We start from the raw sequence: 13,959 nt of genomic DNA, 5'->3' as shown, positions 1-13,959 counted from the left end.
TCGCGAGGCGCCCGAGCGCGTCGCCAAAGCCTGCAGGGAGCTGTCATGACCATTCGTAACACCCGCACCGGGGGCCAGATCCTGATCGATCAGCTCGTCGCCCAAGGCGTCGAGCGCGTCACCTGCGTGCCGGGCGAGAGCTATCTTGCGGCGCTGGACGCGCTGCACGACAGCCCGATCGACGTGATGATCTGCCGCGCGGAGGGCGGCGCTGCGATGATGGCGGAGGCCTATGGCAAGCTCACGGGGCGTCCGGGAGTCTGCTTCGTCACCCGCGGCCCCGGCGCGACCAATGCCAGCCACGGCGTCCACATCGCGATGCAGGATTCGACACCGATGATCCTGTTCGTCGGCCAAGTCGATACCGGCATGCGCGAACGCGAGGCGTTCCAGGAGCTCGACTACAAGGCCGTGTTCGGCACCATGGCGAAATGGGCGGTCGAGATCGATCGCCCCGACCGCATTCCGGAACTGGTCGCGCGCGCCTTCCGCGTCGCGATGCAGGGCCGTCCGGGCCCCGTGGTGATCTCGCTGCCGGAGAACATGCTGACCGAGACCGCCGCCGTCGCCGATGCCATGCGCATCGAGCCGGCGGTGAGCTGGCCCGCGCCCGCGGACATTGAGCGTGTCGGCGCCATGCTCGCGAGCGCCAAGGCGCCGCTCGTCATTCTCGGCGGCTCGCGCTGGACGGATGAGGCGACCAAGAGCATCGCGCGTTTTGCCGAGCGGTTCGACCTGCCGGTGGCGACCTCGTTCCGCCGGGCCTCGCTGATCGACGCCGACCATTCGCATTATGCCGGCGATCTCGGCATCGGGCCGAGCGCGGGCCTGAAGGCGCGCATCGACGGCGCCGATGTCGTTCTGCTCATCGGCGGCCGCATGTCGGAGATGCCGTCCTCGTCCTACACGCTGCTCGACATTCCGACCCCGCAGCAGAAGCTGATTCACGTGCATCCGGGCTCGGAAGAGCTCGGCCGCGTCTATCAGCCGGCGCTCGCGATCCAGGCGACGCCCGCCGCGTTCGCCGCGGCGGTCGAGACGCTGAAGCCCTCCGGGGCGGTTGCCTGGAAGGGCGAGGCCGCCAAGGCACATGCCGATTACCTCGCCTGGACCGAGAAGGCGCGCGAGCTGCCGGGCACGTTCCAGTACGGCCAGGTCATGACCTGGCTGCGCGACCGGCTGCCGAAGGACGCGATCGTCTGCAACGGCGCCGGCAATTATGCCGGCTGGATCCATCGCCATCACCGCTTCCACAGTTTTGCCTCCCAGCTCGCCCCGACCTCGGGCTCGATGGGGTACGGCGTGCCGGCGGCGGTGCTGGCAAAGCGCCAATATCCGGATCGCACCGTCGTTGCCTTTGCCGGCGACGGCTGCTTCCTGATGAACGGCCAGGAGTTTGCGACCGCCGTGCAGTACGACGCGCCGCTGGTCGTCATCGTCGTCGACAATTCGCAATACGGCACCATCCGCATGCACCAGGAGCGCGACTATCCCGGCCGCGTCGTCGGCACCCAGCTCAAGAACCCGGACTTTGCGATGTACGCCAAGGCGTTCGGCGGCCACGGCGAGCGCGTCGAGCGCACCGAGGAGTTCGCGCCGGCGTTCGAGCGCGCGCTGGCTTCGGGCAAGCCGTCGATCCTCCACTGCATCATCGATCCGCGCGCGATCTCGGTCGGCAAGGACTTTGTGCCATCGGTGAAGGCGTAAACGATGCCCGAAGGCCGCCATGTCGCCATCATCGGAGCCGGCGCGGTCGGCGTGATCAGCGCCATCGAGGCGCTGCGCGAGGGCCATCGCGTCACGCTGATCGATCCCGGCGAGCCCGGTGGCGAACAGGCGGCGAGCTACGGCAACGCCGGCTGGCTCTCCTCGCATTCGGTGATTCCGCCGGCCGAACCCGGCATCTGGAAGAAGGTGCCGTTCTATCTGATGGACCCGCTCGGCCCGCTCGCGATCCGCTGGTCGTATTTGCCGAAGGCGCTGCCTTGGCTGATCAAGTACCTGCTCTCGGGCTGGACCGAGGCGCGCGTGGAAAAGACCGCCTTCGCGCTCCGCGATCTACTGAAGGACGCGCCGCTGCTGCACCGGAAGCTCGCGGAAGAAGCCGGTGTCTCCGAATTGGTCGAGCGCAACGGCGTGATGCATGTCTTCCCGTCGCGCGGCAACTTTGACCACGATCTCGGCTGGCGGCTGCGCAAGCGTGTCGGGGTCGAGTGGCTGGAGCTCAATGCCGACGAGATGCGTCAGCGCGAGCCGGACCTGCATCCGCGCTACAGCTTTGGCGTGGTGGTGGAAGAAGCCGGCCGCTGCCGCGATCCCGGCGCTTACGTTGCGGCACTGGCCAATCACGCGTTGGCCAGCGGCGCGAAGCTCGTGCGCGCCAAGGCGACGGGGCTGAAGCTTTCCGGCAACAAGCTCGTCGCTGTCGTCACCGAGACTGGTGAGATTGCTTGCGATGCTGCGGTGGTCGCCGCCGGCGCCAGATCGAAGCAGCTCACCGCGTCCGTGGGCGATTCACTGCCGCTCGAGACCGAGCGCGGCTATCACGTCATGATCGAAAATCCCGAGTCCGGTCCGCGCAGCTCGATGATGGCGTCCGACGCGAAAATGGTCGTGAACTGGACCAACAAGGGCCTGCGCGCCGCCGGCACCGTCGAGATCGCCGGCCTCGAGGCCGCGCCGAACTGGAAGCGCGCCGAGATCTTGCGCGACCATCTCTTCAGCATGTTCCCGAAACTTCCGAGGGACATTCCGGCCGCGCGCATCAAGACCTGGTTCGGTCATCGTCCCAGCATGCCGGACGGACTGCCCTGCATCGGCCACGCGCGCGCCTCGCGCGACATCGTCTATGCCTTCGGCCATGGCCATGTCGGCCTGGTCGGCTCGGCCCGCACCGGGCGTCTCGTCGCCCAGCTTCTGAGCGGCAAGCAGCCCGAGATTCCGCTCGCGCCGTTTTCGCCCACTCGCTTCCTCTGAGGTCGCACCATGACCACTCCTGCCAACTCATCCTCCCGCATCGCCCGTGGCGGCAAGGCCATCTATGGCGCGCCGCTCGGTATCCTGATGCTGGAAGCGCGCTTTCCGCGCATTCCCGGCGACATGGGCAACGGCACGACCTGGCCGTTCCCCGTGCTCTATCGCGTGGTGAACGGCGCCTCGCCGGAGAAGGTGGTGCTGAAGGGTGCGGCCGGCCTGCTGCCTGATTTCATCGACGCGGCCAAGGACCTGGTGCGGCTTGGTGCGGAGGCCATCACCACCAATTGCGGCTTCCTCTCGCTGTTCCAGAAGGAGATCGCGGCGGCCGTCGGCGTGCCGGTTGCGACCTCGTCGCTGATGCAGGTGCCGTGGGTGCAGGCGACCTTGCCGCCCGGCAAGCGCGTCGGCCTCGTCACGGTGTCGGGCTCGACGTTGACGCCGGCGCATCTCGAAGGTGCCGGCGTGCCGCTCGACACGCCGCTGGTCGGCACCGAGAACGGCAAGGAATTTTTCCGCGTCCTGATCAAGGCCGAGAAGGACGACATGGACGTCGGCTTGGCCGAGCGCGACGTGGTCGAGGCGGGCAAGCTGCTGGTCGCAAAGAACCCCGACGTCGGCGCCATCGTGCTCGAATGCACCAACATGCCGCCTTATGCGGCGGCGTTGCAGGCCGAGGTCGGGCTGCCGGTCTATGATATCTATTCCATGATCACCTGGTTTCATGCTGGACTGCGCCCGCGCGTCTTCGCCTGATTCCGGGTGTCGTAAAGCTCTGAACAAGCGCTGCTAAGCTGTCCTTTGCATTGCAATCGTCTTCACAGCCCCGGTATATTGGGCTGTGTTCGGGCATGAATGCAGCTTAAGAAGAGCAACGTGGAACTGGCTTCCGATAGCATCGTCGATCGCGTCTATGAGCAGCTCAAGGCGATGGCCGTGAGCTACGAGTTCAAGCCGGGCGAACGGCTCAACGAAGGCGAGCTGGCAAAACGTCTCGGCGTCAGCCGTACGCCGCTGCGCGAGGCGCTCAACCGTCTCAACACCGAAGGCTTCCTGCGCTTCACGCCGGGCAAGGGCTTCTTCTGCCGCGAGCTCGACGCACACGAGATCTTCGATCTCTACGAGCTGCGCAAGTCGATCGAGGTCGCCTCGGTCCGTCTCGCCATCAAGCGCGCCGAGGACGAGGATATCGACGCGCTCCTGAAATTCCTCGAGGCGACCGGTCCCGATCCCGGCGAGCGCTCCTCGGTGGAGCTGGTCGAGCTGGATGAGACCTTTCACGAACGGCTGATGGCGATGTCGAACAACGCCGAGATGCTGCGCGTGCTGCGCAACGTCAACGCCCGCATCCGCTTCGTGCGCTGGATCGACATGGACCGCGTCAACCGCTCCAACACGCAAGCCGAGCACCGCGCCGTCGTCGAAGGATTGAAGGCGCGCAATGAGGAGGCTTGCGTCTCCGTGCTGGAGAAGCACATCGACCGCCGCCTCGACCGCATCACGTCCGCGATCAAGGAAGGCTACGCGCAGATTTATATGCCGGCCGCGAGGTCGGCGGCGAATTGACGTCACCTCGCCCCGCTTGCGGGGAGAGGTCGGATTGCATCGAAGATGCAATCCGGGTGAGGGGGACTCTCCGCGAGTCCAGCTGTCACCGTCCCCGTGGAGACTCCCCCTCACCCCAACCCTCTCCCCGCAAGCGGGGAGAGGGAGCAGAGGCACTACCGCCAACCGCAGCTATACAATCCGTCGATACCAGATCGTACCAGACGGTCAGAGCTTTCGCGCGCGAACATCGCTAGCGTTCATCCGAGACTCACGGAGACAAGCGGTGCACAGCCCTCAACCTCATCTCGAAACGCGGACCAGTGACGATTGGCCGTCCGAGCTCTATCGCGTCCTGAAGGCCGCCGACGTCAGGCAGATGTCATACGTCCCCGATGCCGGCCACAGCCAGCTCATTCGCCTGTTCTCGGCCGACCGCGACGTCACCACCAACGTGCTGACGACGGAAGAGGAGGGCGTCGCGATCGCGGCCGGCGCCTGGCTCGGCGGCCAGCGCAGCGTGCTGCTGATGCAGTCGAGCGGGGTCGGCAATTGCATCAACATGCTCTCGCTCTCGGCGATCGGCCGCTTTCCGCTGCTGATGCTGGTGACGATGCGCGGCGAGTGGGCCGAGTTCAATCCCTGGCAGGTGCCGATGAGCCGGGCCACGCAGCCCTCGCTCGAGGCGATCGGGCTGAAGGTGATGCGCGCGGAGACGCCGGGGGATCTGGTCGAGACGGTCGAATCGGCGGCATCGCTCGCCTACGATGCCGATCAGCAAATCGCAGTGCTGATCGGGCAGCGCCTGATCGGCAAGAAGAAGTGGTGATGTCAATGCACGCTCAACTCGATCGCCGTGCCGCCGTCGCTGCGCTTCTCAGGAATCGCAAGGACACGCTGGTCGTCTCCGGCCTCGGCTCCCCGACCTATGATCTTCATTCCGTCGGCGACCACGATGGCAATTTTTATCTCTGGGGGGCGATGGGCGGCGCCGCGCTGATCGGGCTTGGACTGGCGCAGGCGCAGCCCGGAAAGCGCGTTCTCGCTTTGACCGGCGACGGCGAGCAATTGATGGGCCTCGGCGGCCTCGCCACCATTGGCGTCGCGCGCCCGCGCAATCTCGACATCGTCGTGATCGACAACCAGCATTTCGGCGAGACCGGGATGCAGGCGAGCCACACCGGGCGCGGCGTCGATCTCACGTCCATCGCCATGGCCTGCGGCTTTGCCGCGACCGGAACCGCGCGGACGATCGCCGAGGTGGAACGTCTCGTGGCGCAGATCGCCTCCCCGGGCGAGGGGCCGCGACTCTTCGTCATCAAGGTTCTGGCGGAAAATCCGCCGCGCTCGCTGCCCTCGCGCGATGCCGTCTTTATCAAGAACCGGTTCCGTGCTCATCTCGGATTTGCGGCGGCCTGAGCCGGGTATCTCACCCGGCGATAGCCTGCTGCCTAAGCAGCTACTCTGGAGTGAGACCATGAAATTATCCGGCAAGGTCGCCGCCGTCACCGGCGCGGCACGCGGCATCGGCAAGGCCTGCGCGAAGAGATTCCTGGACGACGGCGTCAAGGTCGTGATCTCGGACGTCGATGCTGAGGGCCTCGCCGCGACGGCCGCCGAGCTGGGGCGGCCGGATGCCTTGCGCACCGTCGTCGGCAACGTCGCCAAGCGCGCCGACGTCGACCAGCTCGTTGCGACCGCCGTGAAGGAGTTCGGCCGGCTCGACATCATGGTCAACAATGCCGGCGTCGCCCGCAACCGGGACATCCTCGAGATCTCCGAAGAGGAATTCGACGAAATCATCGGCATCAATCTGAAAGGCGCGTTCTTCGGCGTGCAGGCGGCTGCAAGGCAGATGATCGCGCAGGGCGGCGGCGGGGTCATCATCAACATGTCCTCGGTGAACGCGCTGCTGGCGATCCCTGCGCTTGCGACCTACGCGATGTCGAAGGGCGGCATGAAGCAGCTGACCTCGGTCGCGGCCGTCGCGCTCGCCCCGCACAACATTCGTGTCGTCGCGGTCGGGCCGGGCACGATCCTGACCGACATGGTGGCATCCGCGATCTACACGTCCGACGATGCGCGCAAGACCGTGCTGTCGCGTACACCGATCGGCCGCGGCGGCGAGCCGAGCGAGGTGGCCTCCGTCGTCGCGTTCCTGGCGAGCGACGATGCGTCCTACATCACGGGGCAGACGATCTATCCCGATGGCGGCCGGTTGATCCTGAACTACACGGTGCCGGTGAAGGAGAAGTAGGGGGGCGCGCGGCATCGCGAGCGGAGGACGAAGCAGTCGGCGATGTCTTCGATGTCGTCCTGGCGAAAGCCAGGACCCATTACCCCGGAAAGATATTTGGCGAAGACTCGACGTTCGGTACGACGACCAACCGCGCTCGATAGATCACGCGGTATGGGTCCTGGCTTTCGCCAGGACGACTCGGAGAACTATCGCTCACTCCGCAGCGATCGTCATCCCGTAGCCAAGCCGCTTCGAAATCCCGCCGGCGCAGTCGCGCAAGGCATGCGCGATCGGGCTGTCCCAGCGGGCATCGAACGTGCCTTCCGGCCCCATCGCGGTGATGACCAGCGCGACATGGCCGGCGTGATCGAACACTGGTGCCGAGAACGCATTGACGCCGGGCAGGGGATCGCCCAGCGCGCGGGCGAGGCCGTGCTTGCGGACCTCGGTGAGCATCTCGGCGACCTTCGCGCCTTTCACCGCCCGCTTCGGATTGTAACCGACGCCGTGACGGTCGAGGCCGCTTTCGAGCGCGGCATTGACGGTCTTCTCCGGCAGGAAGGCCGCAAAGGCGCGGCCGGTTGCGGTCTCCAGCAGCGCCATCACCGAGCCGGCCCGCATCACGATGTGCACGGGCTGACCCGGCTCTTCGAGCTGCACCACGGTCGGACCATGCGTGCCCCAGACGGCCAGCGAGACCGCATGGCCGATCTGGCTCGCAAGCGCCGCGATCTTTGGTCCGGCGATCCGCACGCCGGAGAGGCGGCGCAGGCTGATGAGGCCGAGCTCCAGCGCCAGCGCGCCGATCTCGTAGCGGCCGGTGGTCTCGTCCTGCTCGATCAGCCCGATGCGCGAGAAACTGGCGAGATAGGGATGCGCCTTGGCCGGCGTCATGCCGGCCTCGCGTGCGAGATCGCGCAGCATCATCGGCTCGCCGCTGCGGGCGAGGGCGCGGAGCAGTTCTCCGCCGACCTCGATCGACTGGATGCCGCGGCTTTCTCTCTTCATGCGCCTCCTGGCGTTCCGCTTACGCCGCGTTGCGCTTGGCGGCGCTGTCGGCAAGATGACGGCCGGCAATGTAACCGAAGGTCAGCGCCGGCCCAAGCGTGATGCCGGCGCCGGGATAATTGCCCCCCATGATGCTCGCCATGTCGTTGCCGGCGGCATAGAGGCCGGGGATGACCCGGCCTTCGGCGTCCAGCGCCCGCGCGTTCTCATCGGTGACGATGCCGGCATAGGTGCCGAGGTCGCCGATCACCATCTTGATGGCGTAGAACGGACCGTTCTCGATCGGCGCGACGCAGGGGTTCGGGCCGTGCAGCGCATCGCCCTGGTAGCGGTTATAGGCCTTCGAGCCCTTGCCGAAGGCGGCATCGTGTCCCAGCGGCGCGGTCGCATTGAACTGCTTGATTGTCTCGGCGAAGGCCGTGGCGTCGATGCCGGCTTTCGCCGCAAGCGCCTCCAGCGTGTCGCCACGCATGAGATAGCCGGTACTGAGGTGATGACCCAACGGCATCGGGAAGGGCGGCACGCAGCCGAGTCCGTATTTCCGCAGCGTCTTGTGATCGCAGACGAGGTACGCCGCGATCTCCTCGCCGGGCTTGGCCGCCTTGACCATGGCCTGGACGAAGTCGTGGTAGGAATTGCCTTCATTGGCAAACCGCCTGCCGTCGCGCATCACCGCGATCACGCCGGGCTTGGCGCGGTCGATGAAATGCGGCATCACGCCCTTCGAGCCGTCCTTGCGCGTGGTGAGCGACACCGGCACCCAGGCCGCGGCATTCGGCAGACGGTCCTCGACATGTCCGCCGGCGCTTTCCGCAAGGCGCAAGCCGTCGCCGGTGTTGCCGGTGGGACCCGGCGAAAAATGCTCGTTGCCGGTCGGCGCATGCGGAAACATCTTCTTGCGGCGTTCGACATCGTGAGGGAAGCCGCCGCAGGCGAGCACGACGCCCTGCCTTGCGCGAACACGCACCTTGCGTCCCTCGCGCGACACGATCGCGCCGGTGACAGCTCCGTTCTCGACCGTCAGCTCGCGCACCGGAGAAGACAGCCACATCGGAATCTTGAGATCGAGCGCGGATTTCGCCAACCGTCCCGCCAGCGCATTGCCGTTGGTCAGCATCATGCCGCGGCCGTAGCGCAGCACGTCCATCAGATGCCGCGACAGTCGCTTTGCGACATACACCGCCGAGGTCAGCGATTTCGTCACCCGCATGAAATGGATGATCCCCTTGCCGGAGCCGAGCATCATGCCGAATACGGTCAGCTCCGGCAGCGGCATGCCGAGCGTCCTGATCTGCTCGCCGAGTTCGCGGCCGTCGAACGGGCGCGTCACCATGGAGCGGCCGCCCTGCGCGCCGCCCGGTGCTTCGGCGTGATAGTCCGGGAACACCAGCGGCATGTCGAAGCGCAGGGCTGTTTTGGTGGTGAAGAAATCCACCGCCTCGGGGCCGGCGCTCAGGAATGCATCGATGCGCGCGCCATCGAAATTGTTGCCGGCCTCGTGTCGCAGGTATGTGCGGGCCTGCTCCGGCGTCTCCTCGATGCCGTAGGCCTTCGCCAGCGAGGTGCCGGGGATCCAGAGCCAGCCTCCGGAGCGGGCAGTGGTGCCACCGAAACGCGGCTCCTTCTCGACGATCAGCACGTCGAGGCCGCGATAGCGCGCGGTGATCGCGGCCGACATGCCGGAGGCGCCCGATCCGGCCACGAGCACATCGCACTCGTAAGTCTCAGTTGCGCTATGCTCGTTGCCGGTCATGCGTGCCTCATTTCTTCAGCAGCGGACATTTGGACTCGGAGACCGGACGGAAGGCGTCCTCGCCCTTCACCGTCTTGATGATCTCGAGGTAATCCCAGGGCTCCTTGGACTGCTCGGGCGACTTCACCTTGGCCAGATACATGTCGCGGATGACGCGGCCGTCCTCGCGCAACTTGCCGCCATGGACGAAGATATCCTCGATCGGCAGCTCGCGCATCTTGGCCATCACCTTGGCGGGGTCGTCGGTGCCGGCCGCCTTGATGCCTTTCAGGTAATGCAACACCGAGCCGTAGACGCCGGTGTGGATCATGGTCGGCATGACCTTGGTGCGCTCGTAGAACTTCTTCGACCAGGCGCGGGTTGCCTCGTCCATGTTCCAGTACGCGGCCGTGGTCATGTAGGTGCCCTGCGCGGCCTTGAGGCCGATCGCATGCACGTCGGTGTCGAACATCAGGAGGCCGACGAGCTTCTGGCCGCCCTGGACCAGGCCGAACTCGCCGGACTGCTTGATGGCGTTGTCGGTGTCCTGGCCGGCGTTGGCGAAGGCGACGACGTCGGATTTCGAGCTCTGTGCCTGGAGGGCGAAGGACGAGAAGTCCGCGGTGTTGGTCGGGTGCTTCACGCCACCAAGCACCTTGCCGCCCATCTCGTTGATGAAGCGCGTGGCGTCCTTCTCGAGCTGCTGGCCGAAGGCATAGTCCGCGGTGATGAAGTACCAGGATTTTCCGCCCTCCTTGATCACGGCGGAGGCGGTCACCTTCGACAGGGCGTAGGTGTCGTAGGTGAAATGCACGGTGTTCGGGCTGCACAGCTCGTCGGTCAGCGAGCTCGCGCCGGGGCCGGAGAGCAGGGCGATCTTGTTGCGCTCGCGCACCATGTTGTGCACGGCGATCGCGATGCCGGAATTGGGGATGTCGACGACGGCGTCGACCTTGCCGTTGTCGAACCAGCCGCGCACGATCTGGACGCCGACGTCGGTCTTCATCTGATGGTCGGCGCTGATGATCTCGATCGGCTTGCCGAGCACGGTGGGGCCGAATTCCTCGACCGCCATTTTCGCGGCTTCGACCGACCCCGGCCCGCTGTTGTCGCGGCCCCAGCTTGACAGGTCCGTCAGCACGCCGATCCGCACGGCGTCGTCGGAGACCTGCGCGGTCGCGGTTGACGTCATGGCAGCCGAAGTTATGGCCGCGAGCATGGCGCAGGCCAAAAACCCTCTCATCGTCGTTCCCTCTCTTTTTGTGGGCCGCTTGGCGCGGCCGATTATCATGGCGACAAGTTAGATATTAGCGAATGAATTTGTCAATGGCGAATTAAAGCCCGGAAGGTTCCTCCGTGCTGGCGGACGACCGGAAGCGCAACTGCTTCAACACCCGTCATTGCGAGCGCAGCGAAGCAATCCAGACTCTTTCCGTGGAGGCAGTCTGGATTGCTTCGTCGCATCAGCGCAAAATTGCCACGCAATTTTGTCGCGAGCTCCTCGCAATGACGGTGTTGATGCAGTTGAGCGCCACCATTCCCGCTGTGGTCATCGCCAGCAGCAACACCCCCGCAGGTTGCAACCGCCACCGCGATTGGCCATGATGCCGTCGGGAATCTTTGGGGCATGGAATGACGGCAGCAACGGGGGTCTCCGGCGCGGCGGAGCGATCGACGACGGCGCATGTGGTGTGGGCGAGCGCGCTCGGCACCGCGATCGAGTGGTACGACTTCCTGATCTACGGCACGGCGGCGGCGCTGGTGCTGAACAAGCTGTTCTTTCCGAGCTTCGATCCCTTTGTCGGCACGCTGGTGGCATTCTCGACCTATGCGGTCGGCTTCGTGGCGCGGCCGATCGGCGGCGCGATCATCGGGCATTATGGCGATCGGCTCGGCCGCAAGACAATGCTGGTCGCGACCATGATCGCGATGGGGCTCGGCACCTTCCTGATCGGCTGCCTGCCGACCTACAGCCAGATCGGCGTGTGGGCGCCGATCCTGCTCATCATCCTTCGCTTCGTCCAGGGCATCGGGCTCGGCGGCGAATGGAGCGGCGCGGTCGTCATGGTGATCGAGCATGCCGGCAATCGCCGCGGCTTCTACGGCAGCCTGGTGCAGATCGGCTTTCCTGTCGGCGTTGCCGCATCCACCGGCATCTTCGCCCTGATGACGAAGCTGCCTGAGGCCGACTTCCTGAGCTGGGGCTGGCGCGTGCCGTTCCTGATCAGCATTGTGCTCGTCGGTGTCGGTTTCGTCGTGCGGCTGAAGCTTGCGGAGACACCGCACTTCAAGGAGGTGGTCGAGCGCAAGGAGGTGCTGGCGCAGCCGGTCTGGGAAGTGCTGCGCCGCGACTGGCGCAGCTTCCTGCTGGCGATCGGCATCACGGTCTCGGAAGTCGGGCTCGCCTACCTCCTCACCGTCTTCACTGTGGTCTACGCCACGACAAAGCTCGGCCTGCCGCGCCAGGTGATCCTGGATGCGGTGGTCTATGCGGCGATCGTCGAATTCGCCACATTGCCGCTTGCAGGCTGGTTGTCCGATATCTTCGGCCGCAAGGCGCTGTATCTCGCCGGCGGCGTGTTCTCGGTGGCGCTGGCGTTTCCGCTGTTCTGGTTCCTCGACACCAGGGACCCGGCGTTGATCACGCTCGCGCTCGTCGTCACGATGACGCTGACGCATGCGCTGCTGTTCGGGCCGAAGGCCGCGTTCATGCCGGAACTGTTCCGCACCCAGGTGCGCTACAGCGGCGCATCGCTTGGTGCCAACGTCGCGGCCGCGCTCAGCGGCGGCTTCTCGCCGTTGATCGCAACCGCGCTGCTGGCGTGGGCCGGCTCTTATTGGGCGGTGTCGGTCTACATCATCGCGCTGTCGATCATCACGATCGTCGCGACGCTGATGGCGCCGGAGACGGCGCGCGACGCGCTCAAATAGTGAGCGCCGTCATCGGCAAGCGGAGTTCGCGGCGCCCGGAATGGCGAGGAAGGTGATGGTCTCGGGTGCAAGGTGCACTGCGCCGGCCTCGATCGCGCGCCCGGCGAGGTGCGGCAGCCCATCTTCGTCGGTCAGCGCCAGCGTCTTGCCGTTCAGTTGCACGGTTGCGCCTTGCAGCCTTGCGGCCTGCAAGGTGTAGCGCTCGGCGGGTAGCGGCAACACGATCGTGCGCGCTGTGCTGCGCGAGATATTGATCGCGAGCACGGTCACGGCGCCGCGCTTCGACGGATGACAGTGCGCGTAGACATGGAGGCTGGGTGCCAACGCGGCGCCTGCGTCGAGCACCGTCGTACCCATCAACCGACGCCAGAGCAGCGCGCCCCAATAATTCGGCCGCGGGCGGAACGTCTTCTCGTCCAGCAATCCGTAGTCGCTCGCGGCCAGCGTGTTGTGCATCACCACTTGAACGCCAGCCCTGGCCAGGCGTCCGAGTTGGTCGAGATAGCGGAACGTATCGAGGAAAGTCTTGTCCCAGCGGTTGCCGCCGCAGGCGGCGTCCGCGGTTTCCGTCAGCCAGATCGCCTTGTCTGGCGCGAATTCGTCGCGCAGCGACTTGTAGGTCGCCAGCGCGGCATCGGTGCGGGCGAGCCACGCTTCGGACAGCGCGTGTGCCGGCTCGTCGCGGCCGCCGCAGCGCGGCGAGATCGTGTTGTAGTGATGATAGGAGAAGCGATCGACACCGACGCCCGAGGCGGCGAGCAGGTCGCGCGTGCGGAGGCCGGACGCGCCGGTGGAAGCTGAGTCGCCGACCGAGCCTGGTCCGACGATCAGCGTCTGCGGCGCGGCGCGCAGCATCCACTCGTGAAAGATCCCGACATCGCGAACATAAGCCTTCGCATCGTACCCAGGCGGCGCACCGTTGGTCGCCGCGAGCGTCGGCTCGTTCATGAATTCGGCGGCGGCGATGTGGCCGCCCAGCGAGCGCGTATAGTCGATCAGGCGTTGCGCCTGATCCGGCCTCCAAAGGCCATCCGCATCGCGGCTGCCTGGGCTGATGGCAAAGGAGGTGACGATCTCTGCATCGACCGCGCGCGCAAAGTCGACGACGCCGCGCCACTGCGCGCGGCTTAGCACCGCGTTGAACCCCGGTGGCGGCGCGGCTGGCGCACTCTCGGTGTCGGCGAAGAACGTCGCATTGGCCCAGGTGCCGCTCACGCGCAGATAAGCCGGCGACAACGCCGCCGCGAGCTTGCGCAGACGCGTGTTGCCGAGATCGATTGGAGGCCTGTAGCTGTAGCGATCCTTGTCAGCCCACGCGCGCATCGCTTGCGGATAAGGCTTCCAGAACCGCCCGCCGGTCACCTCCACCATCTCGATGTTGTAGGACTGAAAGCGGGGATCGATCGTACCGATCGCTCGCAGCCCCGCAGGCGCGATCGACACCGTGCCGGCGTGCGCGGCGCACGATGTCCCGGCCGCGAGCAGCGCAAGCCCTGTCACCCGTGCTGCGTCAAGAAGCCCGCCGCGTGGC

The 13,959-nt window shown here is 66.0% G+C and carries 13 protein-coding genes; 9 read left to right on the top strand and 4 right to left on the bottom strand.

Annotation, left to right across the window (positions count from 1 at the left end):
• The first annotated feature begins 45 nt into the window (after positions 1-45).
• The 7 genes from ACE10W_RS31820 (at position 46) to ACE10W_RS31790 (ending at position 6,775) form a co-directional block, all read left to right on the top strand.
• Positions 46-1,707, top strand: coding sequence for a thiamine pyrophosphate-binding protein (locus tag ACE10W_RS31820; RefSeq protein ID WP_011089552.1), 1,662 nt, complete (start codon positions 46-48; stop codon positions 1,705-1,707).
• Between the two features lie 3 nt (positions 1,708-1,710).
• Positions 1,711-2,976, top strand: coding sequence for an FAD-binding oxidoreductase (locus tag ACE10W_RS31815; protein WP_211434040.1), 1,266 nt, complete (start codon positions 1,711-1,713; stop codon positions 2,974-2,976).
• Positions 2,977-2,985: 9 nt separating this feature from the next.
• Positions 2,986-3,729 carry an aspartate/glutamate racemase family protein gene (locus ACE10W_RS31810; protein ID WP_011089550.1) on the top strand — a complete coding sequence of 248 codons (744 nt, stop codon included), beginning with the start codon at positions 2,986-2,988 and terminating at the stop codon, positions 3,727-3,729.
• Between the two features lie 120 nt (positions 3,730-3,849).
• Positions 3,850-4,539, top strand: a complete 690-nt coding sequence (locus tag ACE10W_RS31805) for a GntR family transcriptional regulator (RefSeq protein WP_375762408.1) — start codon at positions 3,850-3,852, stop codon at positions 4,537-4,539.
• Between the two features lie 265 nt (positions 4,540-4,804).
• Complete coding sequence (locus ACE10W_RS31800; RefSeq protein ID WP_375762407.1) at positions 4,805-5,347, top strand: thiamine pyrophosphate-binding protein; 543 nt, start codon at positions 4,805-4,807, stop codon at positions 5,345-5,347.
• Positions 5,347-5,937, top strand: a complete 591-nt coding sequence (locus tag ACE10W_RS31795) for a thiamine pyrophosphate-dependent enzyme (RefSeq protein ID WP_375762406.1) — start codon at positions 5,347-5,349, stop codon at positions 5,935-5,937. The genes ACE10W_RS31800 and ACE10W_RS31795 overlap by 1 nt, the downstream gene beginning before the upstream one ends.
• Before the next feature lie 58 nt (positions 5,938-5,995).
• Complete coding sequence (locus tag ACE10W_RS31790; RefSeq protein ID WP_375762405.1) at positions 5,996-6,775, top strand: SDR family NAD(P)-dependent oxidoreductase; 780 nt, start codon at positions 5,996-5,998, stop codon at positions 6,773-6,775.
• A 195-nt stretch (positions 6,776-6,970) separates the two neighbouring features.
• Here ACE10W_RS31790 and ACE10W_RS31785 read toward each other — a convergent pair whose 3' ends face one another.
• Genes ACE10W_RS31785 through ACE10W_RS31775 form a run of 3 tightly spaced genes read right to left on the bottom strand, consistent with a single transcriptional unit; the run spans position 6,971 to position 10,740 of the window.
• Positions 6,971-7,765: an IclR family transcriptional regulator gene (locus ACE10W_RS31785; RefSeq protein WP_375762404.1), complete on the bottom strand. Its 795-nt coding sequence runs from the start codon at positions 7,763-7,765 to the stop codon at positions 6,971-6,973.
• A 19-nt stretch (positions 7,766-7,784) separates the two neighbouring features.
• Positions 7,785-9,518: an FAD-dependent oxidoreductase gene (locus tag ACE10W_RS31780; protein WP_375762403.1), complete on the bottom strand. Its 1,734-nt coding sequence runs from the start codon at positions 9,516-9,518 to the stop codon at positions 7,785-7,787.
• A 7-nt stretch (positions 9,519-9,525) separates the two neighbouring features.
• On the bottom strand, positions 9,526-10,740 hold the full coding sequence (locus tag ACE10W_RS31775) for an ABC transporter substrate-binding protein (RefSeq protein ID WP_375762402.1): 1,215 nt from the start codon (positions 10,738-10,740) through the stop codon (positions 9,526-9,528).
• Positions 10,741-10,853: 113 nt separating this feature from the next.
• On the opposite strand from ACE10W_RS31775, the gene ACE10W_RS31770 reads away from it, so the two are divergent.
• Positions 10,854-11,102 carry a hypothetical protein gene (locus ACE10W_RS31770; protein ID WP_375762401.1) on the top strand — a complete coding sequence of 83 codons (249 nt, stop codon included), beginning with the start codon at positions 10,854-10,856 and terminating at the stop codon, positions 11,100-11,102.
• 27 nt (positions 11,103-11,129) lie between these two features.
• A complete protein-coding gene (locus ACE10W_RS31765) occupies positions 11,130-12,428 on the top strand; it encodes an MFS transporter (RefSeq protein WP_375762400.1) in 1,299 nt (432 codons plus the stop codon).
• 9 nt (positions 12,429-12,437) lie between these two features.
• Here the strand turns inward: ACE10W_RS31765 and ACE10W_RS31760 are convergent, their stop codons facing one another.
• A complete protein-coding gene (locus ACE10W_RS31760; RefSeq protein WP_375762399.1) occupies positions 12,438-13,928 on the bottom strand; it encodes a hypothetical protein in 1,491 nt (496 codons plus the stop codon).
• Positions 13,929-13,959 lie beyond the last annotated feature (31 nt).

The sequence above is a fragment of the Bradyrhizobium sp. B025 genome (genome assembly GCF_042257955.1).
Taxonomy (GTDB): domain Bacteria; phylum Pseudomonadota; class Alphaproteobacteria; order Rhizobiales; family Xanthobacteraceae; genus Bradyrhizobium; species Bradyrhizobium diazoefficiens.
This window is presented reverse-complemented; position numbering and strand designations above follow the sequence as displayed.

What these genes read in the sequence shown, in the direction of transcription:
- ACE10W_RS31820 (WP_011089552.1), top strand. Translation starts at nt 46, where the DNA reads ATGACCATTCGTAACACCCGCACCGGGGGCCAGATCCTGATCGATCAG.
- ACE10W_RS31810 (WP_011089550.1), top strand. Translation starts at nt 2,986, where the DNA reads ATGACCACTCCTGCCAACTCATCCTCCCGCATCGCCCGTGGCGGCAAG.
- ACE10W_RS31795 (WP_375762406.1), top strand. Translation starts at nt 5,347, where the DNA reads ATGTCAATGCACGCTCAACTCGATCGCCGTGCCGCCGTCGCTGCGCTT.
- ACE10W_RS31765 (WP_375762400.1), top strand. Translation starts at nt 11,130, where the DNA reads ATGACGGCAGCAACGGGGGTCTCCGGCGCGGCGGAGCGATCGACGACG.
- ACE10W_RS31785 (WP_375762404.1), bottom strand. Translation starts at nt 7,765, where the DNA reads ATGAAGAGAGAAAGCCGCGGCATCCAGTCGATCGAGGTCGGCGGAGAA.
- ACE10W_RS31780 (WP_375762403.1), bottom strand. Translation starts at nt 9,518, where the DNA reads ATGACCGGCAACGAGCATAGCGCAACTGAGACTTACGAGTGCGATGTG.
- ACE10W_RS31815 (WP_211434040.1), top strand. Translation starts at nt 1,711, where the DNA reads ATGCCCGAAGGCCGCCATGTCGCCATCATCGGAGCCGGCGCGGTCGGC.
- ACE10W_RS31775 (WP_375762402.1), bottom strand. Translation starts at nt 10,740, where the DNA reads ATGAGAGGGTTTTTGGCCTGCGCCATGCTCGCGGCCATAACTTCGGCT.
- ACE10W_RS31790 (WP_375762405.1), top strand. Translation starts at nt 5,996, where the DNA reads ATGAAATTATCCGGCAAGGTCGCCGCCGTCACCGGCGCGGCACGCGGC.